Genomic DNA, 23,612 nt, shown 5'->3' on the forward strand with positions numbered 1-23,612 from the left:
TACATGTCAGTTGTAGGAAGAATCCACTCTTATGAATCCTGTGGCACCGTTGACGGCCCGGGCATTCGTTTTATTCTGTTTTTGCAAGGCTGCTTAATGCGCTGTAAGTATTGTCATAACCGCGATACTTGGGATTTGCATGGTGGCAAAGAAGTTACTGTGGAAGAACTGATGAAAGAAGTGGTCAGCTATCGTCATTTTATGAATGCGTCAGGCGGTGGTGTGACAGCTTCCGGTGGTGAGGCAATTTTACAGGCGGAATTCGTGCGTGATTGGTTCCAAGCCTGTAAAAAAGAAGGTATCAGCACCTGCTTAGACACTAACGGTTTTGTACGTCATTACGATCATGTGATTGATGAACTCATTGATGCAACAGATCTCGTTTTACTTGATTTAAAAGAGCTCAACGATCAAGTACATCAAAACCTTATTGGCGTTTCCAATAAGCGTACGCTCGAATTTGCCAAATATTTACAAAAACGTAACCAACCGGTTTGGATTCGTTATGTTGTCGTGCCGGGCTATACAGATTCTGACCATGACGTACATTTACTCGGTCAATTTATCGAAGGTATGACAAACATTGAAAAAGTAGAACTCCTTCCTTATCACCGTCTTGGCGCACATAAATGGGCAGCCATGGGGGAAAAATATGAATTGGAAGAGGTAAACCCGCCAACGAAAGAATCTCTAGAGCACATCAAAAACATCCTCGAAGGCTACGGTCATATCGTCAAATATTAAGTTGGATCGGGGCAACCCGATCTTCAAAAAACATTCCTTTTTATGACCGCACTTTTAAACCATAAATAAAACGCCTTTCACATTTACGCTACGTTAAAAGCGCACTACAATAATCTCTAATCTACTTCCTCAAGGATTTCTTATGCGCTACATTCTCATTGCGCTGTTTTTATGGAGCAGCTCTTTTGTTGCCGGCAAATACACCTATTCGATGCTAGATCCGGTGTTAATGGTACAAATGCGTCTGATCATCGCCAGCTTTATTGTTTTCCCGATGTTTGTACGAGTTTGGAAGCGTGTTCCCAAAACAGTTCGCCCACAAGTGTGGTGGCTTGGGTTTCTCAATTATCCGGCTATTTTCCTTTTACAATTCATCGGATTAAGCCATACATCTGCGTCCAGTGCCTCTACAATGCTCGGTTTAGAACCTTTCCTCGTGGTACTTATCGGACACTTTTTCTTCGGCGACAAAGCCAAAACACATCATTGGATCTTCGGACTCGTTGCATTTTTAGGCGTTGTATTATTAATTTATGGGGGAGAAGAAACCGGCAATATTAGCCTTTTCGGTTGCAGTTTAGTGTTACTCGCCGGCATCGTATTTGCAGCTTGTCTGCGCTGGACACAAAGAATTATTGTGCAACTGACCGCGCAAGTTTACACCACCAGTAGCATCGTGCTCGGCACCATTACTTGCCTCCCATTCACCCTATGGCTGACGCAAAGCTGGGAAATTCATTGGAACTGGCTGGGGCTCGCTGGGTTGCTGTATATCGGGATCGGTTGTAGTTGGCTTGCTTATTATCTATGGAATAAAGGCATTAACAGTGTTGATTCCAATCTCGCCGGCATTTTAGTTTCCCTAGAACCGGTATTTGCCATTATATTGGCCGTGTTATTACTCGGTGAAAACATCAGCCCGCTTTCTTGGTTAGGCATTTTAGCCGTCGTCAGTACTACCCTAATTTCCAGCATTTATCCGCGTTTGCTACGCCGTGCAAGTTAATCTGTAGGTTTATTAGCAACTCTCGGCTATTGTATTTCAAGAGGTATATAATGAATGGAATGAATATAGTAAATAAATAGCTAAACTAATTTAGTTAAATTCAGTACCAATAAATTTTTTACAATATATTCATCCGTTTTATTAAAACGCCTTAAAACGTTTTACTCATTTCTAAATAAATCCGATTTTTATCATAGCGATAAAATGGATGATTGCTGTCATTTTTTTGGTAAGACCAGGTAATTTTCGGCGTAATGCCCCAAAAATACACGTTACGATGCCATAAAGTGACATTAGTTTGATATTCGTTGTTTTTTTGACGAATGCCAAGTAAATCTTCACCTTTATAAGCCCGTCTTGCATAAGCGACAGAAAGACGACTGGAAATGCCCAACGGCCATTCTTGCACCCAACCTAAACGTACATTTTTACGTTGATAGGCGTTATCGAGATCACGCGTATTTTCGCGATTATAATCCGCACCAATATACCAATATTGTCCGCTGTAAGGCAAAAATAAGAGCGTATTCGACCACAAATAATTATTGCCATTTAAATGTTTACGCGAGGCATAACGTTGCTCACCATATTCAAGTGCGGTCGAAATTTGCCATGATTTATTGAGCCAATGAATCACATCAACACGCACACCGGAATTTTTAGAATATTGTTTCATGGCATCACTGCCGGAAGAACCGCCGGAATACCAACGTCGCTCAGTGAAAGACAGGAAAGAGAGTTCGGTATTTGCCGTGTGATAACCCAAACCGGCACCGATTCGAGCATTAAATTCGTTATATTTTTTGTTATCCCAATAATATTTGCCTTGCCCATCTAACACCAGTTTTGCAAAAAACTGATGAGGCAACGACCATTTTTTTTCGGCACCAACATAATAAGACAACCCATGCGCCTGTTCTCTCTCCCAAGCTTTCCACGCCCCAATACGGGTGCCCGCTTTGGGCGCATTATTAATATTGGATTCGTTTAAAAAACTGATACCACCGTTAATTTTCCACTGATCTCGTTGGTTAATCGCAATCAAATACTGGTCGATCATCTGCTGTGATGAAGTATCATTCACCTCCGCACGGAGTTTTTGGAACTGATCTTTCGCCGCTTCATTATCGTTATTCAAAAACAACGCATGGGCTAATTGATAACGCAACTGCAAAATTTCAGGACGTTTCGCAAATAATTCACGGTATTGTTGCACCGCCGATGCATAATCCCCTTGATGCGTTGCCATCATAGCTTCCCCCCAAGCCAGCAAAAACGGATCTTGTTGCGCCGGTTGTTGCTGCTGATATAACGGAAACAGCAATGCCACCACGTCCACATTATTTTGCAACAATGCAGGGATCAATCCGCGGATAATTAAATCAGGTCGTTTAGCAAGTTCTTCTTTCGTAATAGAAAGCGTATTTTCTTTTGAAGTAGATTCTTCCACTGTTTCATGTTGAGGCAATCGAGGGGTAGCAAGCTTTAATCGTTCTTCGGGTGAGGCGCTCTTCGGTGTAGCAACTTCTGCAGCCACCGAAATTGACACCAATGCACCAATCACACTAAAGAATAAGGGTAATTTCATCATATCGTTTTAACCGTATACTCAAAATAAATAAAGCAAGCACATGGCTTGCTTTATTGTTCATTATGGGAGATTACTGTTTCTTACCAGCAAAAGCAGCTCCCCAGGAATTGTCATTCCCTTTAGCTAAACCACCTAATTCAGCCGCGTTATTTCCATAAAACTTACCTTCAACTTTACCTTCTGAAGTAAATTGGGAAGATTTAGCCGTACCTTTAAAACTATTGCCTGAAATATCAGCATTTACGTTAATTGCAGACATTGAATTTGCGGTAATAGAACCACTAAGTTTTTTGCTATCAAAGTTCACAGTAAAGTTAGATTTTCCAGATACATAATCTTCATCATTAATATCAGCCCCAGAAATGATGCTATCTCCTTTGTAGGACACAGAACCGCTCTGAGGCATATTTTTTGTTGGAATGCCATTGTAGAAGATAATATCAGATTCTCCAGGGCCTTGGCTCATAACAGCACCAATACGAACATTTTCATATTTTCCACAGCAAACGTTTGTACCATTTACAATTTGCCAACCATCTGCATAAATTCCAGGATAAGCTAGTTTAATTCTACGCCCATCAATGCTTAATTCCTTTATATTTGAATCAGTAAGCACAACATTTTTAACTTGAACTTTGTCATCCTGACCTGAAATGACCAAAGCACCTCCTGTAGATTTTTCATCTGTACTTTGATTTTCTTTAGTCGTTTTTTTTCTCTGGTGTCGTCGGCTGTGACGGTACTGTAGGTTTAACAGATTCCGCTTGTTGTTTTTGAGTATTATTCACAGAAGAAGATGATGGTGAGCTATCACCACCGCCACTTCCACAAGCAGCCAAAGTTAACACGGCTAGTGTAGTTAAAGTGAATTTAACAATTGAGTTTTTCATAAATGATACCTTTAAGTTATAAGTAAATACCATGCTCAGAAGATTGAAAGAATAATCCTCAGGCCAAAGGGCGGCGAATCTTACCACATTGCCTAAAAGAAATACAGCTACTGCACCAACATTAATCCCATACAGCCTTTATCCGCCAACATTAGATCAGAAGCACCAAAAGTAAAAGGATAGTTATTAGAGGAGGTGTTATCGAATTTCACCAAAATAGTCACTGTGCCATTAATCAACACGCTGTCTTTCCAGCTGATTTCGCTTTCTTCCAACGCTTTACCGTTAATGGATTCCACAATAAATTTTACCCCTCGCAACGCAAATCCTACCGCGGCGGAAGCGGTTAACGTCCAACGTTCAACACTGCCTAGTTTTGCCGAAACATCTAAACGACGCGGGTCAAAACGGTTCCGGTTAATGGTGGCATTAGTGACATCCACATGAAATGCCCGTTCCTGTTGCACTTTAGCAGATAACAGACTTGGCGCATCGGTGGCAAATTGCCATGTTTGTTCTTTTTGTGCGAATGCACCGGCTAAGCTGTCCGGACGTAGTTCCAAAACCGTATTGTCAATTAACTCCCCTTCTGAACCGAAGAAATAACGAATGTTATCAATAAAATCACGTTTTTTCCCCACGATGAGAGAAACATTGTCGCCGTCATTCAAATCAACTAAAAGCTCAACACGCTCACTCGGTGCGACTTTGAGCACATTTAAGGTTTTGCCTTGTGGTAAAAAACCAAGATCTTGTGCAATCAATGTAAACGCCCGCTCATCCTCAAAACGAAGCTCATAAGTGCGGGAAAGAGACGCATTTAAAATGCGTAAACGCACCAAACCACGCGGTACATTGAAATAAGGAGCTTCCTGCCCATTGACTAACAATCGTTCACCAAGAAAAGTGCCTTGATTCTGCTGAAAAAGTTGTGCACCATCACTATTGAGTTGCATATCTTGCAAAATTAACGGGATGTCATCCACGCCATATTTCTGCGGCAATCCCAATTTAGTACTCTCTTTGTCCTCAATCAGCCACAAGCCGACCAAGCCACGATAAGTTTGATACGCTGAATTGGCAAGGGTGCAAGCATGATACCAACAGGTTGCCGGTGCCTGATTGATCGGAATAATCGGTGCCCAAGTTTCACCTTTTTGTAAATTTTTACCCACACCACCAATAAGTTCGCCCGATGCCTGTAAGCCTTGGATATTCATCGCAACAAATTGCGGTAAATTGTTTTTCCAATTCAGTTTGGCAAAATCATCTTTCTTAATTTTAATGGTTGGCCCTAAATAACTACCGTTAAAACCCCACACTTCGGTACGTTTTCCTGGCAATAACGGTGCTTGGGTATTTTGCATATTCAGAAAAATCGGCTTACCCCGTCGAACTTCAAAGAGTGGCGGAATTTTCAAAGCTGGGCGTGTTGCCGCCAATAACGGAGACGGCACAGCAAAAAGTGCGGTAGAAAATAACGTTGTTTTGAGTAGCTGACGACGGGAGCAATGTTTCATTTATGCCTGCTTATTCTCGTTTTTCTGTTCAATTGCTTTTTGTGCGATTTCATGGTCCAATTCAGCAATGCGATTTTGCATTACATCATGGCAATATTCCGCTAATTCACGCACATTTTCACGGCTGTAGCCGGACACATCAATAGGTTCCAGCATTTCACAAATCACCGTGCCATTATCCCAACGGTTTAAATCGATTTTATTGTGTGTTGTAGAGCAAACGACAGGCACAATGGGTACACCGGCGGCAATGGCGGCGTGGAATGCCCCAGTTTTGAACGGCAATAACCCGCGTCCGCGACTACGCGTTCCTTCCGGGAACATCCAAATGGACAGATTATCTTCATTAATACGACGAGCCAATTCCGACATGGTGTTATGCGCTTTAGAGCGGTTATCACGATCGAGAAAAATATTGCCCGTTGCCCAATATAAAATACCGAAAAACGGCACCCAAATCAGACTCTTCTTACCGACGCTAACTGTACGAGGCATGACCATGTAAGAAATGGTCACCATATCGTAGTTATTTTGATGGTTGCCGATATAAATGCAACGACCCACTTTATCGGCATTCGCCGGGAAACGATGTTCCACTTTCAAACCAAACAGTGGATGTAACCGACCAAACCAACGGGCAAAAATGCCCACATTACTCGGATTACGGAAACGAATGAAAGAATAAAGCGTGCCGAGGATACAAATAAGAATACAACAAATAACAATGATGAAAATTCTGGCGATTTTTAGCATGATAAAGCCCCTTAAAAATTTGCGTAAGTATAACGAAATTAGCTCGTTAAGTGTATTCATAACGATGAAATGTGCTAATCTAATCAAAAATTTTTTAATTGACTTTCTATGCAAAAAACCTATTTTATTGCGGATTTACATCTCTCCGAAAATCGACCGCACTTATTAGCCCTGTTTCGTCAATTTATGCAAGAACAAGCGCCAGAAGCAGAAAAACTCTATATTTTGGGCGATTTATTTGATTTTTGGATTGGCGATGATGAACAATCCGATCTCATCAGCGAAGTGCAACAGCTCATCAGACATCTGACAGAAAAAGGCGTGCCATGCTATTTTCAGCACGGTAACCGGGATTTTTTGATTGGCAAAAAATTTGCTAATGCGTGCGGACTGACGTTACTGCCAACGTATCAAGTCATTGATTTATATGGCACGCCCACCCTTTTATGTCACGGCGACACCCTTTGCGTGGACGATGTGAAATATCAACACTATCGCAAAAAAGTTCATCAAAATTGGCGCCAGTGGCTGTTCTTGCATTTACCGTTAAAAGTGCGGTTAAAAATCGCAGAGAAAATTCGCGCGAAAAGCCGCCAAGATAAACAATTAAAATCGACGGAAATCATGGATGTGAATGCCGCTTTTGTGCAGCAAATTTTTACACAATTTCATGTGACACAAATGATTCATGGGCATACGCATCGCCAAAAACACCATGAAATTCCACCGCACTTTCATCGTATCGTGCTGGGTGATTGGGGAGAAACATCTTCCCTTTTAGAAGTCACGCCCCATTCAATCGAATTTATTAATGATACATTAAGGAGAAAAAATGGCTGATCCGCATATTAAATCGCCGATGGATCGTTGGGATTACACAACAGTCATCATTTATCGTTTAGGCTTTGTCTTTGCCGTTCCAATGTTGTTTATGCTGCCTTGGTATCCCACAACAGCACACTTTGGTTTGCTTATCGCAGCGACCTTATGTGCCGCTTGCGTCCATTTATATATGAAAAACTTCCGTTATATTTTTCAATTTGCCATGTGGGTAGGGTTGCTATGCCAAGTTTTAGGTTTTCCGCAACTGGCGCTCGGTGCGGCATTTTTGGTCCTCGGCGGATTAAGTTATAAAGAATATTTTTGTTTCCGTGTCTTTGCACTAAATCTGCAACCAGTATTTTTTGCGCTTTTATGGTTTGCCTTATTATTCAATGCCACCTGGTTAAGCACTTTATTATGCTTTGTGACCGGTATTCTCATTTTGCTATTAAGCATTCAAAAATGGCGCATGCCGTTGCATTTTGATATTGGCGATAAAAGCAAATATCAGGTTTGATAAATTTCAGATAAAAAAATAGCCTACATCATGTAGGCTATTTTTATGCAAGAAAAAATTATTTCACGCGAGAAACGTATTCACCGGAACGGGTATCAACGCGAATCACTTCACCGATTTGTACGAACAATGGCACTTTCACCACAGCACCGGTGCTTAATGTTGCCGGTTTACCGCCGGTACCTGCGGTGTCGCCTTTAAGACCTGGGTCGGTGTCAACGATTTCTAATTCAACGAAGTTTGGCGGAGTTACCGTAATTGGCGCACCGTTCCATAATGTCACGATACAATCGGCTTGGTCTAATAACCATTTTTCTGCATCGCCTACCGCTTTTGCATCTGCAGAATATTGTTCAAATGTTTCTGGGTGCATAAAATACCAGAACGCATCGTCTTTATAAGAATAAGTTAAGTTTAAATCCATTACATCAGCAGCTTCAACAGAAGTACCGGATTTGAAGTTTACGTCCAATACTTTGCCGGAAATTAATTTACGAATACGGGTGCGGGTGAAAGCTTGACCTTTGCCGGGTTTAACGAACTCATTTTCAACGATCACGCAAGGCTCGCCGTCTTGCATAAATTTTAGACCTGGTTTGAAATCACTGGTAGTATATGTAGCCATATTATCCTCAAAAAAAGATTGTTTTTTAAAAGTGGCTATTCTACATCAAAACATCCCGATTAGAGAAGAACAAAGTTGGCTAACACATTTGGCAAACGGGATTTCCGATCCGAAAATTTTATTACAACACCTCGAACTCCCTCTTGAATCCTTCAAACAAGACATAGAAGCGCGCAAATTATTTGCCATGCGCGTGCCGCTGCCTTTTGTAGAAAAGATGGAAAAGGGCAATCCAAAGGATCCTTTGTTTTTACAAGTCATGTCTTCTGCGGATGAGTTTTTACAAGCCGAAGGATTTAGCAAAGATCCGTTGGAAGAACAAGAAGATAAAAACGTCGTCTCCAACATTTTGCACAAATACCATAATCGCTTGTTATTTATGGTAAAAGGGGGTTGCGCGGTGAATTGTCGCTATTGTTTCCGCCGTCATTTTCCTTATCAAGACAACAAAGGCACCAAACAAAATTGGCAAAAAGCGTTACAATATATTGCAGAACGCCCTGAAATTGAGGAAGTAATTTTTTCCGGCGGCGATCCGCTGATGGCAAAAGATCATGAGCTCGAGTGGCTGATAAAACACTTAGAAAACATACCGCACTTAAAGCGTCTCCGTATTCATTCCCGTTTGCCGGTCGTCATTCCACAACGGATAACCGATACATTTTGTCGGCTTTTAGCGCAAACCCGGTTGCAAAAAATTTTGGTCACCCATGTCAATCATGCCAATGAAATTGATGCGGATTTTGCCCATGCCATGGCAAAATTAAAGGATTGCGGCGTCGTTTTATTAAACCAATCGGTTTTACTCAAAAATGTGAATGATGACGCACTAATTCTGAAAACATTAAGTGACCGCTTATTTTCAGTGGGTATTTTGCCTTATTATTTGCATTTGTTGGATAAAGTCGAAGGCGCAACGCATTTTTATCTAGATGACGCCCGAGCCCTGAAAATTTATAAAGAATTACAACGCATTAGCTCCGGTTATTTAGTACCGAAACTTGCCCGAGAAATCGGTGGAGAACCGAATAAAACCTTATATTCGTCTTGATAAGACGGTATCAAAAAAGCAAAAGATGTTTTAGAATAGGCGCGATTTTTTACTTATCAATTTCTGTCGTAATAAATTCGATTTCTCACTTCGTTCATCACCGAAAAAAACGTTGAGAAAAACGACCGCACTTTACGGCAGATTATCATTCGTTAATCAGAGGTATATTGTGGATTCTGAAAAAATAACCCCGGAAAATGAAAATAATCCGGCGCAAAATGAATTGGATTTAGGTTTTAATCAAATGGAACCAATCACCCCGAAAAAACCGACAAAACCGGAACCATCCTTCTTTGAAAAAGCCAAAGGCATGTTCGCTAAAAAAGAACAAAAAAATACAGAAAATCAATTCGCTACTCGTAAAGAGCCGGTATTTGGTGATTCAGCCCCAGCAGATGTAGCTGTGGCAAGTGCAACGTCATCTGAAGAAACCATTATTGCAGAAGAAGCATCCCTCGAAACCACGAATGTGGTTGTCGACTCCGCAGCAACAAATGAAACAAAACCACAAACAGAAAGCGTAGAAAAACCGGTCGTCAGCCTTAAAAACCCTGAAACCTGGCCAATGTTAGCGATGCTACCGCAAAAACATCGTCGTCTTTTTGTCACCATTTTGGCCCTTGTGCTACTACTTATGTTCATTTTATGGATGAAACCAAGTTCAGATACAGTGCAATCTTATGAGCAACAAAGCAACAATGACGTACCGATTCAATTCCAACAATTAGATCAATCACAAGTGAATGAGCCAACGGTATTGGATAACCCAACGAATGCCGTTTCACAGCCAAATACCGCTGAAAATATTGTTCCTGCACAAAGCAATGAACCGATGGCAAATACCCCGGCAGCAGAACCTCAAGCAATGAATTCGGTTTCCGAAAATAAACCGGCGGAACAACCAAAAACCGTGGAACAGGCAAAACCACAAGAGATGGTCAAACCTCAAAGCACACCACATGAAACAGTGAAAAAACCGGAACCGGTGAAAACAAAAACGGCTGAAAAACCACAAAAAGTTGAGCCTAAAAATCAACCGGCAAAAGCTCAAAGTGCGAAAACCGAGAAACAAGTTGTTGAAATTTTAGAAGCGAAACCGGCAACGACTAAAACAGTTAATGCGAGTGCAGGAAGCAAAACTTTAGTCGTTCCACAAGGTGTCTCGTTAATGCAGGTATTTCGTAATAACAACTTGCCAATTGCTGATGTGAATGCCATGATAAAAGCCAATGGTGCCGGCAACGCGCTAAGTAGCTTCAAACCGGGCGATAAAGTTCAGGTAACTATCAATGCACAAGGTCGTGTTAACGAGCTTCGCCTTTCCAATGGCGCACGCTTTGTTCGCCAAGCTGACGGTAGCTACCAATTTAAAAAATAATCCGTAAAATTCAATAAGCGTAGTCAAAACTACGCTTATTCCATTTAGAAGGGTACACATTATGTTAAGAGCGAGCTTTATATTACTGATGTTACTGGGTATTGCTGCTTGCACCTCCAAGCCAATAGAACCTAAAGCCTCCGAAAAACCGCCACAGCCGGTTTTACAAAAAGCCACTCAAAAAGGGGAGATGAAGGAATACCTTTGCAAGGACGACAAAATCGTTCGTATCGTGTTTCACACTACCAAGCACAAAAAAAACAAAACGCGTTCCATCAGTTTAACGTTTAACAATGTAACCCATAAACTAAGCCCGACAATTGCGGAAAATGGGCGAAATTATGCAAACATTCATTGGGTGTGGTTAGAACGCAAAGATGTTTCCACCTTAAAAACCAGTGTTGGGGAAGTTCTCGCAGAACAATGTGTGCCACATTAATAGCGTGAAAACACCGTAAAAAACCACCGCACTTTTTCTTCAATAAGCCGGATAACCCGGTTTATTGAGTTTTAATCCCACACAAAAACTTTATTAAAAACGCCATTATGTCAACGCTGCCCCAAATCAAAAACGCCATTATGTGCGATCCGCAAAATCGCTCCTTCACCGAACGTGGTATTGAGCCGCTATTCTCCGCCCCGACAACTGCCCGCATAAACATTGTCGGACAAGCACCTGGCACCAAAGCAGAACAAACGCGTTTGTATTGGAATGACCAAAGCGGTGATCGCCTACGTGAATGGTTGGGTGTCGATCGTGAAGTGTTTTATCACTCCGGCTTGTTTGCGGTGATTCCGATGGATTTTTACTATCCGGGGAAAGGCAAATCAGGCGATCTGCCACCTCGCAAAGGCTTTGCAGAAAAATGGCATTCACAGATTCTGGCGGATTTACCTCATATTGAACTGACCATCTTGATCGGACAATACGCACAAAAATATTATCTGCCGCAGAACAAACTTAATGTGACAGAAACCGTAAAAAATTACCGAATATTTCTACCGCACTTTTTGCCGCTCGTGCATCCTTCCCCTCGCAATCAGTTGTGGTTGGCTAAAAATCCTTGGTTTGTGCAAGAAGTCATCCCGGCATTGCAACAACGGGTTAAACAAATCCTCGCCCCTTAAGTGATGTAAATAAGGCATACAAAAAAGCCTGTCAAATGACAGGCTTTTTACCAAACATTATTTTGCTTTCCTTTATTACACTTCAATGCCGTCAAAAAGTGCGGTACTTAAATAACGCTCTGCCGCAGACGGTAAAATCACCACAATCAGTTTATCTTTAAATTCAGGCTGTTTCGCCAAGCGATCAGCCGCAGCGACAGCCGCACCGGAAGAAATACCGGCAAGAATCCCTTCTTCTGCCATCAAACGACGGGCAGTCACGATCGCCGTTTCACTATCAATCGTTTCCACTCGATCAATTAAGGAAAGATCGAGGTTTTTCGGAATAAAGCCTGCGCCGATCCCTTGAATCTTGTGTGGACCCGGTTTAACTTCTTCACCGGCAAGAGTTTGAGTAATCACCGGTGATTCAGCCGGTTCTACGGCAACAGAGATAATTTGTTTACCATGATCTAATTTAATGGCACGGGAAATCCCGGTGATGGTACCACCAGTACCCACGCCGGCAACCAATACATCAATTTTGCCTTCAGTGTCTTTCCAGATTTCTGGACCGGTGGTTTTACGGTGAATTTCCGGGTTTGCCGGATTTTCAAACTGTTTTAACATCACATAACGACTTGGATCAGATGCCACAATTTCTTCTGCTTTGGCAATCGCGCCTTTCATGCCTTTAGCACCTTCGGTAAGGACTAAATTCACGCCCAAACCGCGCAATAAACGCTTACGCTCATTGCTCATAGTTTCCGGCATGGTGAGCGTAATTTTATAACCGCGTGCCGCTGCTACATAGGCCAAAGCAATACCGGTATTCCCGCTGGTCGCATCCACGATTTCTTTATCTTTCGTCAAAGAACCGTCTTTTTCTGCCTGCCAAACCATGTTCGCGCCGATACGGCATTTCACGCTAAAACTTGGGTTACGTCCCTCAATTTTTACCACGATATTGCCGTTGCCAAAATGTTTTAGACGCACCAACGGCGTATTGCCAATAGAATAAGAATTGTCGTTATAAATAGTCATACTGTTCTCCAAACCATAAGGAATATTTTATGGCGCTAGTTTTAACACGAGAATTCACAATAAAAAAATAGCTATTTTTTATAAATAATAACTAAAAGCTATTTAGTCACGATTTGTCCACCAACGGAATGAGCATGATGCAAGCTCATCTCCGTGCCGGTTTTGTCTTGCGAAGAGCGCTTAAATAAACGGCGATATTCATTCACCCACATTGCCGTTGCACCACACACCGCGACAGGAATAATCACTAAATTCACGATCGGTACAAACGTGCATAATGAAACCAAACCACCGAAAGTAACGGTTACATTACGCTTAATGGCTAATTCATTTTTCATTACGTCAAAAGGAATCTTGTGATTATCAAAAGGATAGTCACAATATTGAATTGCAAACATCCAAGCCGTAAATACAAAAGTGGCAATCGGAACCACGGTTTGCCCGAGTAACGGCACAAAACCTAATAAAAACAAGGCGATAATTTTAGGCAAACTATAAACCAACTTTTGCCATTCACGCCCTAACATACGAGGCACATCTTTCAGAAAATCCCATAAAGACATTTCCTGCAAATCTTCCCCTGTCAGCATTTTTTCGACTTTTTCTGCCAATAAGCCATTAAACGGTGCTGCGATAAAACCCGACAACGTCGTAAAAATAAAGTAAAACAGGATTAAAATCATCAAAATGGAAGCCAGCAATAAAATGCCGCTCAGCCACGCAAGCCAATCAGGAACATAGGACATAATGCCGTCAATATAACCGCCTATTTGACTCACAAACATCCAAAATAAGCCACCTAACAACAGTACGTTTAATAAAATAGGCAGGATCACAAAACGGCGTAACCCCTTTTGTAAAATTAAGTGCCAGCCCATCACAAAATATTCAAAACCGGCTTTTATTTCTTGCTCTTTCAACATCACGTTCTCCCCCAAGGAAAAGAGGCCCAGAATACAAAGTGCGGCGAAAAAAATCAAACGTTGTCTCTCATCAATTTTATAAAAATATGATAAGCTTACGCCCACTTATACATGAGTTTTACATGATGGGAGAGTCGGCAATGGATTTAAATACTATTTTGATTATCTTGGGGGTTATCGCCCTATTGGCATTGATTGCGCACGGCATTTGGTCAAACCGTCGCGAGAAATCCCAATATTTCAAAAACGCCAATACTTTTTCACAAAATCATCAACCCAATCGTTTTAATGCGCCGCAATCGGCACAACCGACAACAGAAACACCGATTGCCGACAAACCGGTGCATTCTTTTGTCGAAGAAACGCCTCCACAACAACAGGCATTGGATTTTGAAGCTACTGCCACATCAACCATAAGCGAGTCACACTCCATTGAACGTGCTGTGGATGAAATTAAAATTACCTTACCGAATGGCACCTCCAACACAACATTGAATAACGTTGAATCAACTGCGTCCTATTCCTTTCATGAACAACCGACACAACCTGTTCAACCCGTAATGACACAAGCTAATACGTCATTTCAATCTTATGATGAACAGTCTTCTTACGCTGAACCAAACACGGCTTCTCTGGCTGAAAGCAACTCACGTCAAACAGAAAACGAATATGTGACTCCAACCGTTTCATTAAACCAGGCAAATAAACAACACACGGCGACTAGCCAATCAATAACCTCTGCGGGGGAAATGATCTCAGACAATCAACGTACGCCTGACTTCATTATGTTATATGTAGTTGCGCCGGAAAATCGTGAATTTAACGGTGGACGCTTAGCACAAGCACTCGATGGCCTAGGTTTTATTTTTGGCGATCAGCATATTTATCATCGCCATTTGGATTTAACCGCTGCCAGCCCAGTATTGTTCAGCGTGGCGAATTTACAACAGCCCGGCACCTTTAATCCTTACGACATGGACAACCTGGTTACCGTCGGCATTGCCATTTTTATGCAATTACCTTCACCGGGCAATGACATCGTCAATCTGAAAACCATGATTCGCGCCGCCCGTAGTTTGGCGGATGAACTTGGAGGTTTTGTCCTCACGGATAAACAAGAAATTTTCAACGACCACGCCGAACAGGAATATTTGGCCAAAGTGGCTTAATTCATCACGCGGCTTAAAAACGTTTTTAAAAACGACCGTGCTTTTGGCTCGCTGAGCACCTGAAAAGTGCGGTCGTTTTTTCGATTATTTTTATGGAATAACAATGACAACTTCAATCCAACAACAAATTGACGACCTTAGAAAAACTCTGCGTTATCACGAATATCAATATCATGTGTTAGACGATCCGCAGATTCCCGACAGTGAATACGATCGCTTGTTTCATCAGCTCAAAGCCTTAGAACAACAACATCCCGAACTGATCACCGCCGATTCGCCGACCCAACGCGTGGGCGCGCGGCCGTTGTCAGAATTTGCGCAAATTAAACATGAACTTCCGATGCTCTCGTTAGATAACGCCTTTTCGGATGAGGAATTTCTGGCGTTCGTGAAACGCATTCAGGATCGTTTAGTCCTCGTGCCCGAGCCATTAACATTTTGTTGCGAACCTAAATTGGACGGATTGGCGGTCAGTATTTTGTATGTGAATGGTGTGCTGACCCAAGCGGCCACCCGCGGCGATGGAACAACAGGCGAAGACATTACACAAAACATTCGTACCATTCGCAACATTCCTTTGCAGCTATTAACGGACAATCCGCCAGCACGCTTGGAAGTGCGTGGCGAAGTGTTTATGCCGCACGACGGTTTCGAGCGTTTAAACGAACGCGCCTTGGAACAAGGCGAAAAAACCTTTGCTAACCCGCGTAATGCGGCGGCAGGTTCCTTACGCCAATTGGATCCGAAAATCACCAGTCAGCGCCCGCTCGTGTTCAATGCTTACAGCATCGGCGTCGCCCAAGGGATAGACTTACCGCCGACTCATTTTGAACGCCTGCAATGGTTGAAATCCATCGGCGTGCCGGTAAATAGCGAAATCCGTTTATGTGATGGCGTTGAAAACGTTTTAAATTTCTACCGCACTATGATGGAAAAACGCAGTTCCTTGGGTTATGACATTGACGGTACGGTATTAAAAGTCAATGACATCGAATTGCAACAAAGACTGGGCTTTATTTCCAAAGCACCGCGTTGGGCAATCGCTTACAAGTTTCCTGCACAAGAGGAACTGACAGTATTAAATGACGTGGAATTCCAAGTCGGTCGGACCGGTGCCATCACGCCTGTGGCTAAACTACAACCGGTATTCGTTGCCGGCGTAACGGTAAGTAACGCGACCTTACATAACGGCGACGAGATCGAGCGCCTCAACATTGCTATCGGCGACACGGTGATTATTCGTCGCGCCGGCGATGTGATTCCACAAATTATTGGCGTCGTACATGATCGCCGCCCGGCCAATGCGCGCCAAATTGTCTTTCCAACGCGCTGTCCGGTGTGCGATTCCTTAATTGTACGTATTGAAGGCGAAGCGGTGGCACGTTGCACCGGCGGGTTATTCTGTGCGGCACAACGCAAAGAAGCGCTAAAACATTTTGTCTCACGCAAAGCCATGGACATTGACGGCGTAGGTGCCAAACTGATTGAGCAGCTGGTAGATCGCGAATTGGTTCATACCCCCGCAGATTTGTTCAAGTTAGATTTAACCACACTCACCCGCTTAGAACGTATGGGGCCGAAGTCTGCTGAAAATGCGTTAGCCAGCTTAGAAAAAGCCAAGCACACGACCCTCGCCCGTTTTATCTTTGCATTGGGTATTCGTGATGTGGGTGAAGCCACCGCATTAAATCTGGCAAACCATTTCAAAACCTTAGAAGCGTTGCAAAATGCCGATTTAGAACAGTTGCAACAAGTGCCTGATGTGGGCGAGGTAGTAGCAAATCGCATTTTTGTGTTCTGGCGTGAAGAACACAATGTTGCGGTGGTGAATGATCTCATCGCTCAAGGCGTGCATTGGGAAACTGTTGAAGTGCAGGACGTGAAAGAAAATCCGTTCAAAGGCAAAACTGTGGTGCTCACCGGCACCCTTTCCCAAATGGGACGCAACGACGCCAAAGCACTACTACAACAACTCGGTGCCAAAGTCAGTGGCAGTGTTTCAGCCAAAACCGACTATGTTATCGCCGGTGAAGCGGCAGGCTCCAAACTCAGCAAAGCAGCAGAATTAGGCGTGCAGGTGTTAAGTGAGGAGGAGTTTTTGGCGTGGGTTAATGGATAAAGTGTAAAGACAAAAAATAAGGACAGGCATAAAGCCTGTCCCTAAAAAAACAACCGCACTTTGAAACCATCTATTCAGCCATGCGTTCTTTATAATGCAATCGGCAGACCGATAAATAACTGTCGTTGCCACCAATTTGAATTTGATCCCCTTGTTTGACGACCTCGCCTTGTTCATTTAAACGCAATACGAAATTGGCTTTACGTCCGCAATAGCAAATGGTTTTAAGCTCTTCCAACTGATCCGCCCATGCCAACAAATAGCGACTCCCTTCAAAAAGTTCTGCTTGGAAGTCGGTGCGCAAACCATAACATAAAACAGGAATTTTCAGTTTATCCACCACATCGCTCAGTTGATACACTTGTGCTTTGGTTAAAAACTGTGCTTCATCCACCAAAATACAATGCAACGGCTCTTTCGTTACGTGTTGTTGAATTTCTGCAAATAAATCCGTGTCACGTGCGAAGGTGTTCGCCTGTTCACTGATCCCAATACGCGAAGTCACGCGCCCAGCGCCGAAACGATCATCAATCGCCGCCGTATAAACCAGCGTGTTCATATTGCGTTCACGGTAGTTATAGGAAGATTGCAGCAAAGTTGTCGATTTTCCCGCATTCATGGTGGAATAATAAAAATACAACTTAGCCATTATTTAAGCACCCATTTCCAAAAGTAATAGCAGATAAAACCGGTTAACGGCGGTAACGAGGCGAGAATAAAAACACCGATAGTGGTTCGCCCGCCTGCCATTTGGCCAATCTCTGTTAAGAAATCGATAAGCTCATTTGTCGGCGTGGTAAATACAAAAAAGCCAATAATTGCCAACATAACGAAGCAGCCGATGCCGGCGGCTCGCATTGCTCTAAATTTAATGTTGTCCATAATGTTTCCTTAACTGAAGCGCGGTCAAAAAACGTTTAAATTTTTGACCGCACTTTGATTTAATATCGAATTAAACGGCAGTTAATTCGGTCATTGCCCAGCGCGGACGCACTTCGATGGCAAGATCTTGTTGCTGCCCTTGTTTTAAACGTAGAAAACCGGCATAGGCAATCATGGCGCCGTTATCGGTACAAAATTGCGGTTGCGGATAATACACTTTGCCGCCCAATTGTTGCATCAGCTCCGCCAAGGTTTGGCGCAACTGTTTATTGGCACTGACGCCGCCGGCAATCACCAAACGCTTTAAGCCCGTTTGTTTTAACGCACGCTTACATTTAATGGCTAACGTGTCCACCACCGCCTCTTGGAATGCATAGGCAATATCTGCTTTGCTTTGCTCGGTTAACTCCCCTTCTTCTTGCATCACTTGATGAAACGTATTGGCGGCAAAGGTTTTTAAACCGGAAAAACTAAAATCCAATCCGGGACGATCGGTCATTGGGCGTGGAAAGGCAAAACGATTCGGCGTACCATTTGAAGCTAAACGAGCTAATGCCGCCCCGCCGGGATAATCTAATCCGAGTAATTTTGCCGTTTTGTCAAACGCTTCCCCGGCGGCATCATCAATAGATTCGCCTAATAATTCGTAGCGTCCAACGCCGTCCACACGCACCAATTGAGTATGCCCGCCGGACACCAACAACGCCACAAAAGGAAAGTGCGGTGGATTTTCTTCCAGCATGGGTGCCAGTAAATGCCCTTCCATATGATGTACACCAATAGCAGGGATATTCCATGCGTACGCCAAAGATCGCGCTACGGTTGATCCCACTAACAACGCGCCAACCAAGCCGGGACCGCTTGTATAGGCCACGCCGTCAATGTCTTTTGCAGTAAGATTGGCTTCTTGTAAGGCGGCTTGTAATAATGGCGCTAATTTCCGAATATGATCGCGTGAGGCCAGTTCCGGCACAACGCCGCCGTAATCGGCATGTAGCGCAATTTGCGTATGAAGTTGATTAGCAATCAAGCCTTTCTCTTCGTCATAAATGGCAACGCCCGTTTCATCACAAGACGTTTCAATGCCTAAAATTCGCATTTGTGTTCTCTTTATATGGGATTTAATTGGGGCGAATTTTACCCTTTTTACAAGGGTTTAACCAGTTTATCAAAACGGATTTCAGGAAAAGGTGAATCTTCCCTTTACTTTTCCTGTGAAGTTGGATTAAAATTGCGATCTTTATTGAATCTGCCACGACTTGTGGCAACAAGTAAAATTTAAATTGCAATTAAATTAATTAAACTCATTGAGGTGATTGGCTTATGCCTGTAATTAAAGTTCGTGAAAATGAATCCTTTGACGTAGCATTACGTCGTTTCAAACGCTCTTGCGAAAAAGCTGGTATCTTAGCAGAAGTTCGTGCTCGTGAATTCTACGAAAAACCAACGACAATTCGTAAACGTGAAAATGCAACTCGCGCAAAACGTCATGCAAAACGCGTTGCTCGTGAAAACGCTCGTAATACACGTTTATACTAATTAGCAGTATTTTTAACTCGAGTTATAAAAACCGTGAATCTTCCTAGGCTCACGGTTTTATTTTCTCTCAATCTCATCAGTTAGGCTCATATTTCGTTCACAATAAGAGGCAGAATACTCGATGAAAGGTTCCATTCCCCGCACATTTATAGACGATATTTTAACCAAAATTAACATCGTCGATTTAATTAATTCCCGCGTAAAACTGAAAAAAGCCGGCCGTGATTATCAAGCCTGCTGCCCGTTTCACCATGAAAAAACGCCTTCTTTTACCGTCAGCGATAAAAAGCAGTTTTATCATTGTTTCGGTTGTGGTGCGCATGGCAATGCGATTTCCTTTTTAATGGAATACGACAAGCTGGAATTTGTGGAAGCGGTGGAAGAACTCGCAGGCTTTCTCGGGTTGGAAATTCCCTACGAAAAACGACCGCACTTTAACGATAACGGCAAGCAAGTTGGCTATCAAACCAAGCGTAATCTGTATGAACTCATGCAGGAGATTGCTAAGTTTTATCAGCAACAATTGCCGTTAAATATTCCTGCACAAAGTTATCTGCAACAGCGTGGTTTATCAGCGGAAATCATTGAACGTTTTCAAATCGGTTATGTGCCGAATGCCATGGATACCGTTTATCGTCAATTTGGTAAAACGCGTGAAGAGCAACAAAAACTGTTCGATTTAGGCATGTTGTCGCGCAATGATCGTGGCAATGTGTACGACAAATTCCGTAATCGGATTATGTTCCCGATTCGCGATCGTCGCGGACGCACCGTGGCTTTCGGCGGACGCGTGTTAACCGATGAAAAACCCAAATACTTAAACTCGCCGGAAACCATCACCTATCACAAAGGCAGTGAACTTTACGGTTTATTTGAAGCCTTACAGGCGGATGATTCACCACAAAAATTACTGGTTGTTGAAGGTTATATGGATGTGGTGGCATTAGCCCAATTCGGTGTCAATTATGCCGTGGCGTCTCTCGGTACGTCCACCACCTCGGAACAAATTCAATTACTCTTTCGCTCCACGGAACAAGTGATTTGTTGTTATGACGGCGATCGCGCCGGACGCGATGCCGCATGGCGAGCGCTGGAAAATGCGTTGCCTTATATGGAAGATGGCCGCCAGCTGAAATTTATCTTTTTACCTGATGACGAAGACCCGGATAGTTTCATTCGTCAATACGGTAAGCAAGGCTTCGAAGAATACATTGAGAAGGCGCAATCCTTGAGTGAATTTTTGTTCGCCCATTTAACCCCGAAAGTGGATTTCTCCTCAAAAGAAGGCAAAGCAAAACTTGCTGCACTGGCAATTCCGCTGATTAAACAAATTCCGGGTGATGTATTACGTTTGGATTTACGCAATATGCTTGCCAAAAAGCTAGGCATTTTAGATCCCACTCAACTTGAAAGTTTAATGCCCAATCAGGCAAAACAAGAAAATGAACCTGTCGCACAAGGGATCCAATTTAAGCCGACACCAATGCGTATTTTGGTCGCGTTATTGCTACAAAACCCGGAGCTGGTGAAATTCGTACCGGATTTGGAGCCGCTCAAAAATTTGGACGAGCCGGGCTACGATTTATTCGTAGAATTGACCGCACTTTGCCGCGAAAAAGTGGGCATCAGTGCAGGGCAGTTACTAGAGCACTGGCGTGATACAAAACAACAAAAAACACTTGAAAAACTGCTGGCGTGGAACCACTTGATTGAAGACGATAAGATCGAGGACACGTTCCGCGAAACATTACGTTACTTTTACCTGCAACTGGTTGATAAACGCATCCATTGGCTCATCGCTAAAGATCGTGCGGAAGGATTGGATCTCAACGAGAAAAAAGAGCTTTCACATTTGTTGGTAAAAAAACAAGAAAAGAAATAGTTAAACCTGAGTAAGAATGTTAGAATTCCTAGCATTTTATCTTCTCCAAATAAGTAAGCAAGGCGGATATCAAATATGGATCAAAATCCACAATCTCAATTGAAACTACTCATCGCTCAAGGGAAAGAGCAAGGTTATTTAACCTATGCTGAGGTGAATGACAGTCTCCCTGAAGAATTAGTCGATGCGGATCAAATTGAAGATATTATTCAGATGATCAACGACATGGGGATTCAAGTGTTGGAAACCGCACCGGATGCGGATGATCTGATGCTCAATGAAAATATCACCGATGAAGATGTCGTTGAAGAAGCAACCCAAGTACTATCCAGCGTAGAAGCAGAACTCGGTCGCACGACTGACCCGGTACGTATGTATATGCGCGAAATGGGTAGCGTAGAATTGCTCACCCGTGAAGGTGAAATTGATATCGCTAAACGAATTGAAGAAGGCATCAACGAAGTTCAAAGCGCAATTGCCGCTTACCCTGAAGCCATTACCTATCTCATTGAACAATATGATTTGGTAGAAAGTGGTGGCGTTCGTTTAGCTGACCTAATTACCGGTTTCGTGGATCCAAACGTATTAAGCGAATCAGAAACGGCCGAATTAGATGAATTCCATTCAGAAGAAGGCGAAGAAAACGTTGCTGCAGCTGAAATTGATGATGAAAGCGAAGACGAAGAAGATAGCGAAGAAAGCGCCAGTGACGACAGCGATAGCGATAACAGCATTGATCCTGAAGTAGCACGTGAAAAATTCACCGCACTTAGACAACAACATCAAAAAACGCTAGAAATCATTGCAAAACACGGTCGAACCGGCAAAAAAGCGAAAGATGAAATTCAGGCATTATCAGATATTTTCACTCAGTTCCGTTTAGTGCCAAAGCAATTTGATACCCTTGTTTTATCTACGCGAGATATGATGAAACGTGTTCGCCATCAAGAGCGTCTGATTCAACGTCTTGTCGTAGATAACGCTAAAATGCCAAAATCCAGTTTCCAAAAAAGCTTTATTGGCCATGAAACCAGCGATGTATGGTTGGTAAAAGCGCTTGCCGCCGGTAAGTCTTGGTCTGAAAAACTCGCACAGTATGAAGATGAATTGCGCCAAGCAATTGCTCATTTAGTTCAAATTGAGCAAGACACCAATTTAACCATTGGACAAATTCGAGAAATTGGTGAACGTATCTCACAAGGTGAACTCAAAGCCCGCCGTGCAAAAAAAGAAATGGTGGAAGCAAACCTTCGTTTGGTGATTTCCATTGCCAAAAAATACACCAACCGTGGCTTACAATTCCTTGATTTAATTCAAGAAGGTAACATTGGTTTGATGAAAGCCGTAGATAAATTTGAATACCGTCGCGGTTACAAATTCTCTACTTATGCCACCTGGTGGATTCGTCAGGCAATTACCCGTTCTATCGCAGACCAGGCACGTACCATTCGTATTCCGGTGCATATGATTGAGACCATCAATAAACTCAATCGTATTTCTCGTCAAATGTTGCAAGAGATGGGTCGTGAAGCAACACCGGAAGAATTAGCGGAACGTATGGGTATGCCGGAAGATAAAATCCGTAAAGTGCTGAAAATTGCTAAAGAGCCGATTTCCATGGAAACCCCAATCGGTGATGACGATGATTCCCATTTAGGTGATTTCATCGAAGACTCTACCTTAGAGCTTCCTCTGGATTCTGCCACCGCACAAAGTTTAAAAGCAGCGACACACGAAGTGTTGGAGGGCTTAACGCCGCGTGAAGCGAAAGTGCTTCGTATGCGTTTCGGTATCGACATGAACACCGATCACACATTAGAAGAAGTCGGCAAACAATTTGACGTGACCCGTGAACGTATTCGTCAAATCGAAGCCAAAGCACTACGCAAATTACGCCACCCAAGTCGTTCAGAAACTTTACGCAGTTTCTTGGACGAGTAATTTTTAATACAAGAAAAAAGGATAAGTCAAAAGGCTTATCCTTTTTTGTTTAAATTAAACACACACAAGATGGCGAGGCTAGACTTTAACCCGATATTTCCCTATAATC

Annotated in this window: 24 protein-coding genes; 13 read left to right on the forward strand and 11 right to left on the reverse strand. The window is 42.9% G+C overall.

Annotated elements, in window-relative coordinates:
- Positions 1–3 precede the first annotated feature (3 nt).
- Together pflA and DQN58_RS00155 are read left to right on the forward strand one after the other, a co-directional pair.
- Positions 4–744: a pyruvate formate lyase 1-activating protein gene (gene pflA / locus DQN58_RS00150; protein ID WP_006719207.1), complete on the forward strand. Its 741-nt coding sequence runs from the start codon at positions 4–6 to the stop codon at positions 742–744.
- A 142-nt stretch (positions 745–886) separates the two neighbouring features.
- Complete coding sequence (locus DQN58_RS00155; protein WP_006719208.1) at positions 887–1,750, forward strand: DMT family transporter; 864 nt, start codon at positions 887–889, stop codon at positions 1,748–1,750.
- Positions 1,751–1,901: 151 nt separating this feature from the next.
- On the opposite strand, the gene DQN58_RS00160 is transcribed toward DQN58_RS00155, so the two are convergent.
- The 5 genes from DQN58_RS00160 to DQN58_RS00180 form a co-directional block, all read right to left on the reverse strand.
- Positions 1,902–3,341 (reverse strand): surface lipoprotein assembly modifier, encoded by a 1,440-nt coding sequence (locus tag DQN58_RS00160; RefSeq protein ID WP_006719209.1) that lies wholly within the window; start codon positions 3,339–3,341, stop codon positions 1,902–1,904.
- A gap of 70 nt (positions 3,342–3,411) precedes the next feature.
- Complete coding sequence (locus DQN58_RS00165) at positions 3,412–4,002, reverse strand: Slam-dependent surface lipoprotein (RefSeq protein WP_006719210.1); 591 nt, start codon at positions 4,000–4,002, stop codon at positions 3,412–3,414.
- Positions 4,003–4,042: 40 nt separating this feature from the next.
- Positions 4,043–4,231, reverse strand: a complete 189-nt coding sequence (locus DQN58_RS00170; protein WP_006719211.1) for a hypothetical protein — start codon at positions 4,229–4,231, stop codon at positions 4,043–4,045.
- 107 nt (positions 4,232–4,338) lie between these two features.
- Complete coding sequence (locus DQN58_RS00175; protein WP_006719212.1) at positions 4,339–5,751, reverse strand: multicopper oxidase domain-containing protein; 1,413 nt, start codon at positions 5,749–5,751, stop codon at positions 4,339–4,341.
- The gene (locus tag DQN58_RS00180; RefSeq protein WP_032997968.1) at positions 5,752–6,504 is read right to left on the reverse strand and encodes a 1-acylglycerol-3-phosphate O-acyltransferase; all 753 of its coding nucleotides are present in this window, start codon (positions 6,502–6,504) and stop codon (positions 5,752–5,754) included.
- A gap of 108 nt (positions 6,505–6,612) precedes the next feature.
- Between DQN58_RS00180 and lpxH the strand changes: the two genes are divergently transcribed.
- Positions 6,613–7,344 carry a UDP-2,3-diacylglucosamine diphosphatase gene (gene lpxH / locus DQN58_RS00185; protein ID WP_006719215.1) on the forward strand — a complete coding sequence of 244 codons (732 nt, stop codon included), beginning with the start codon at positions 6,613–6,615 and terminating at the stop codon, positions 7,342–7,344.
- A complete protein-coding gene (locus DQN58_RS00190; RefSeq protein WP_006719216.1) occupies positions 7,337–7,843 on the forward strand; it encodes a DUF2301 domain-containing membrane protein in 507 nt (168 codons plus the stop codon). The genes lpxH and DQN58_RS00190 overlap by 8 nt, the downstream gene beginning before the upstream one ends.
- Positions 7,844–7,901: 58 nt before the next feature.
- Here the strand turns inward: DQN58_RS00190 and efp are convergent, their stop codons facing one another.
- Positions 7,902–8,468 carry an elongation factor P gene (gene efp, locus DQN58_RS00195; RefSeq protein ID WP_005544066.1) on the reverse strand — a complete coding sequence of 189 codons (567 nt, stop codon included), beginning with the start codon at positions 8,466–8,468 and terminating at the stop codon, positions 7,902–7,904.
- A 31-nt stretch (positions 8,469–8,499) separates the two neighbouring features.
- Between efp and epmB the strand changes: the two genes are divergently transcribed.
- The 4 genes from epmB (at position 8,500) to DQN58_RS00215 (ending at position 12,025) form a co-directional block, all read left to right on the forward strand.
- Positions 8,500–9,519: an EF-P beta-lysylation protein EpmB gene (gene epmB / locus DQN58_RS00200; protein ID WP_006719219.1), complete on the forward strand. Its 1,020-nt coding sequence runs from the start codon at positions 8,500–8,502 to the stop codon at positions 9,517–9,519.
- Between the two features lie 169 nt (positions 9,520–9,688).
- Positions 9,689–10,897 (forward strand): opacity-associated protein OapA, encoded by a 1,209-nt coding sequence (gene oapA, locus DQN58_RS00205; protein WP_032997970.1) that lies wholly within the window; start codon positions 9,689–9,691, stop codon positions 10,895–10,897.
- Between the two features lie 61 nt (positions 10,898–10,958).
- The gene (locus tag DQN58_RS00210; protein WP_006719221.1) at positions 10,959–11,336 is read left to right on the forward strand and encodes an MliC family protein; all 378 of its coding nucleotides are present in this window, start codon (positions 10,959–10,961) and stop codon (positions 11,334–11,336) included.
- 107 nt (positions 11,337–11,443) lie between these two features.
- Positions 11,444–12,025, forward strand: a complete 582-nt coding sequence (locus DQN58_RS00215) for a uracil-DNA glycosylase family protein (RefSeq protein ID WP_006719222.1) — start codon at positions 11,444–11,446, stop codon at positions 12,023–12,025.
- A gap of 75 nt (positions 12,026–12,100) precedes the next feature.
- Here the strand turns inward: DQN58_RS00215 and cysK are convergent, their stop codons facing one another.
- Together cysK and cysZ are read right to left on the reverse strand one after the other, a co-directional pair.
- The gene (gene cysK / locus DQN58_RS00220) at positions 12,101–13,048 is read right to left on the reverse strand and encodes a cysteine synthase A (RefSeq protein ID WP_006719223.1); all 948 of its coding nucleotides are present in this window, start codon (positions 13,046–13,048) and stop codon (positions 12,101–12,103) included.
- Positions 13,049–13,146: 98 nt separating this feature from the next.
- A complete protein-coding gene (gene cysZ, locus DQN58_RS00225; RefSeq protein ID WP_032997972.1) occupies positions 13,147–13,971 on the reverse strand; it encodes a sulfate transporter CysZ in 825 nt (274 codons plus the stop codon).
- A 140-nt stretch (positions 13,972–14,111) separates the two neighbouring features.
- On the opposite strand from cysZ, the gene zipA reads away from it, so the two are divergent.
- Both zipA and ligA read left to right on the forward strand, forming a co-directional pair.
- Complete coding sequence (zipA, locus tag DQN58_RS00230) at positions 14,112–15,140, forward strand: cell division protein ZipA (RefSeq protein WP_032997975.1); 1,029 nt, start codon at positions 14,112–14,114, stop codon at positions 15,138–15,140.
- 103 nt (positions 15,141–15,243) lie between these two features.
- Complete coding sequence (gene ligA / locus DQN58_RS00235; protein WP_006719227.1) at positions 15,244–17,259, forward strand: NAD-dependent DNA ligase LigA; 2,016 nt, start codon at positions 15,244–15,246, stop codon at positions 17,257–17,259.
- A gap of 70 nt (positions 17,260–17,329) precedes the next feature.
- Here ligA and DQN58_RS00240 read toward each other — a convergent pair whose 3' ends face one another.
- From DQN58_RS00240 to tsaD, 3 genes are all read right to left on the reverse strand, one after another.
- Positions 17,330–17,908: a thymidine kinase gene (locus DQN58_RS00240; RefSeq protein ID WP_006719228.1), complete on the reverse strand. Its 579-nt coding sequence runs from the start codon at positions 17,906–17,908 to the stop codon at positions 17,330–17,332.
- Positions 17,908–18,141, reverse strand: a complete 234-nt coding sequence (locus DQN58_RS00245; protein WP_006719229.1) for a hypothetical protein — start codon at positions 18,139–18,141, stop codon at positions 17,908–17,910. Before DQN58_RS00245 ends, DQN58_RS00240 begins: the two co-directional genes overlap by 1 nt.
- 70 nt (positions 18,142–18,211) lie before the next feature.
- Positions 18,212–19,240 (reverse strand): tRNA (adenosine(37)-N6)-threonylcarbamoyltransferase complex transferase subunit TsaD, encoded by a 1,029-nt coding sequence (gene tsaD / locus DQN58_RS00250; protein WP_006719230.1) that lies wholly within the window; start codon positions 19,238–19,240, stop codon positions 18,212–18,214.
- 224 nt (positions 19,241–19,464) lie between these two features.
- On the opposite strand from tsaD, the gene rpsU reads away from it, so the two are divergent.
- The 3 genes from rpsU to rpoD all read left to right on the forward strand — a co-directional run bounded on the left by rpsU (position 19,465) and on the right by rpoD (position 23,503).
- Positions 19,465–19,680: a 30S ribosomal protein S21 gene (gene rpsU / locus DQN58_RS00255; protein ID WP_005701713.1), complete on the forward strand. Its 216-nt coding sequence runs from the start codon at positions 19,465–19,467 to the stop codon at positions 19,678–19,680.
- A gap of 121 nt (positions 19,681–19,801) precedes the next feature.
- Positions 19,802–21,562 (forward strand): DNA primase, encoded by a 1,761-nt coding sequence (gene dnaG, locus DQN58_RS00260; RefSeq protein WP_006719232.1) that lies wholly within the window; start codon positions 19,802–19,804, stop codon positions 21,560–21,562.
- A 75-nt stretch (positions 21,563–21,637) separates the two neighbouring features.
- Positions 21,638–23,503 carry an RNA polymerase sigma factor RpoD gene (gene rpoD / locus DQN58_RS00265; protein WP_006719233.1) on the forward strand — a complete coding sequence of 622 codons (1,866 nt, stop codon included), beginning with the start codon at positions 21,638–21,640 and terminating at the stop codon, positions 23,501–23,503.
- Positions 23,504–23,612: the final 109 nt, after the last annotated feature.

Source organism: Aggregatibacter segnis ATCC 33393 (assembly GCF_900476035.1).
In the GTDB taxonomy this organism is placed as follows: domain Bacteria; phylum Pseudomonadota; class Gammaproteobacteria; order Enterobacterales; family Pasteurellaceae; genus Aggregatibacter; species Aggregatibacter segnis.

Coding starts and splice junctions, on each gene's coding strand:
- pflA (WP_006719207.1), top strand. CDS start 4: ATGTCAGTTGTAGGAAGAATCCACTCTTATGAATCCTGTGGCACCGTT.
- DQN58_RS00155 (WP_006719208.1), top strand. CDS start 887: ATGCGCTACATTCTCATTGCGCTGTTTTTATGGAGCAGCTCTTTTGTT.
- DQN58_RS00160 (WP_006719209.1), bottom strand. CDS start 3,341: ATGATGAAATTACCCTTATTCTTTAGTGTGATTGGTGCATTGGTGTCA.
- DQN58_RS00170 (WP_006719211.1), bottom strand. CDS start 4,231: ATGAAAAACTCAATTGTTAAATTCACTTTAACTACACTAGCCGTGTTA.
- DQN58_RS00175 (WP_006719212.1), bottom strand. CDS start 5,751: ATGAAACATTGCTCCCGTCGTCAGCTACTCAAAACAACGTTATTTTCT.
- DQN58_RS00180 (WP_032997968.1), bottom strand. CDS start 6,504: ATGCTAAAAATCGCCAGAATTTTCATCATTGTTATTTGTTGTATTCTT.
- lpxH (WP_006719215.1), top strand. CDS start 6,613: ATGCAAAAAACCTATTTTATTGCGGATTTACATCTCTCCGAAAATCGA.
- DQN58_RS00190 (WP_006719216.1), top strand. CDS start 7,337: ATGGCTGATCCGCATATTAAATCGCCGATGGATCGTTGGGATTACACA.
- efp (WP_005544066.1), bottom strand. CDS start 8,468: ATGGCTACATATACTACCAGTGATTTCAAACCAGGTCTAAAATTTATG.
- DQN58_RS00210 (WP_006719221.1), top strand. CDS start 10,959: ATGTTAAGAGCGAGCTTTATATTACTGATGTTACTGGGTATTGCTGCT.
- DQN58_RS00215 (WP_006719222.1), top strand. CDS start 11,444: ATGTCAACGCTGCCCCAAATCAAAAACGCCATTATGTGCGATCCGCAA.
- cysK (WP_006719223.1), bottom strand. CDS start 13,048: ATGACTATTTATAACGACAATTCTTATTCTATTGGCAATACGCCGTTG.
- cysZ (WP_032997972.1), bottom strand. CDS start 13,971: ATGTTGAAAGAGCAAGAAATAAAAGCCGGTTTTGAATATTTTGTGATG.
- zipA (WP_032997975.1), top strand. CDS start 14,112: ATGGATTTAAATACTATTTTGATTATCTTGGGGGTTATCGCCCTATTG.
- ligA (WP_006719227.1), top strand. CDS start 15,244: ATGACAACTTCAATCCAACAACAAATTGACGACCTTAGAAAAACTCTG.
- DQN58_RS00240 (WP_006719228.1), bottom strand. CDS start 17,908: ATGGCTAAGTTGTATTTTTATTATTCCACCATGAATGCGGGAAAATCG.
- DQN58_RS00245 (WP_006719229.1), bottom strand. CDS start 18,141: ATGGACAACATTAAATTTAGAGCAATGCGAGCCGCCGGCATCGGCTGC.
- tsaD (WP_006719230.1), bottom strand. CDS start 19,240: ATGCGAATTTTAGGCATTGAAACGTCTTGTGATGAAACGGGCGTTGCC.
- rpsU (WP_005701713.1), top strand. CDS start 19,465: ATGCCTGTAATTAAAGTTCGTGAAAATGAATCCTTTGACGTAGCATTA.
- dnaG (WP_006719232.1), top strand. CDS start 19,802: ATGAAAGGTTCCATTCCCCGCACATTTATAGACGATATTTTAACCAAA.
- rpoD (WP_006719233.1), top strand. CDS start 21,638: ATGGATCAAAATCCACAATCTCAATTGAAACTACTCATCGCTCAAGGG.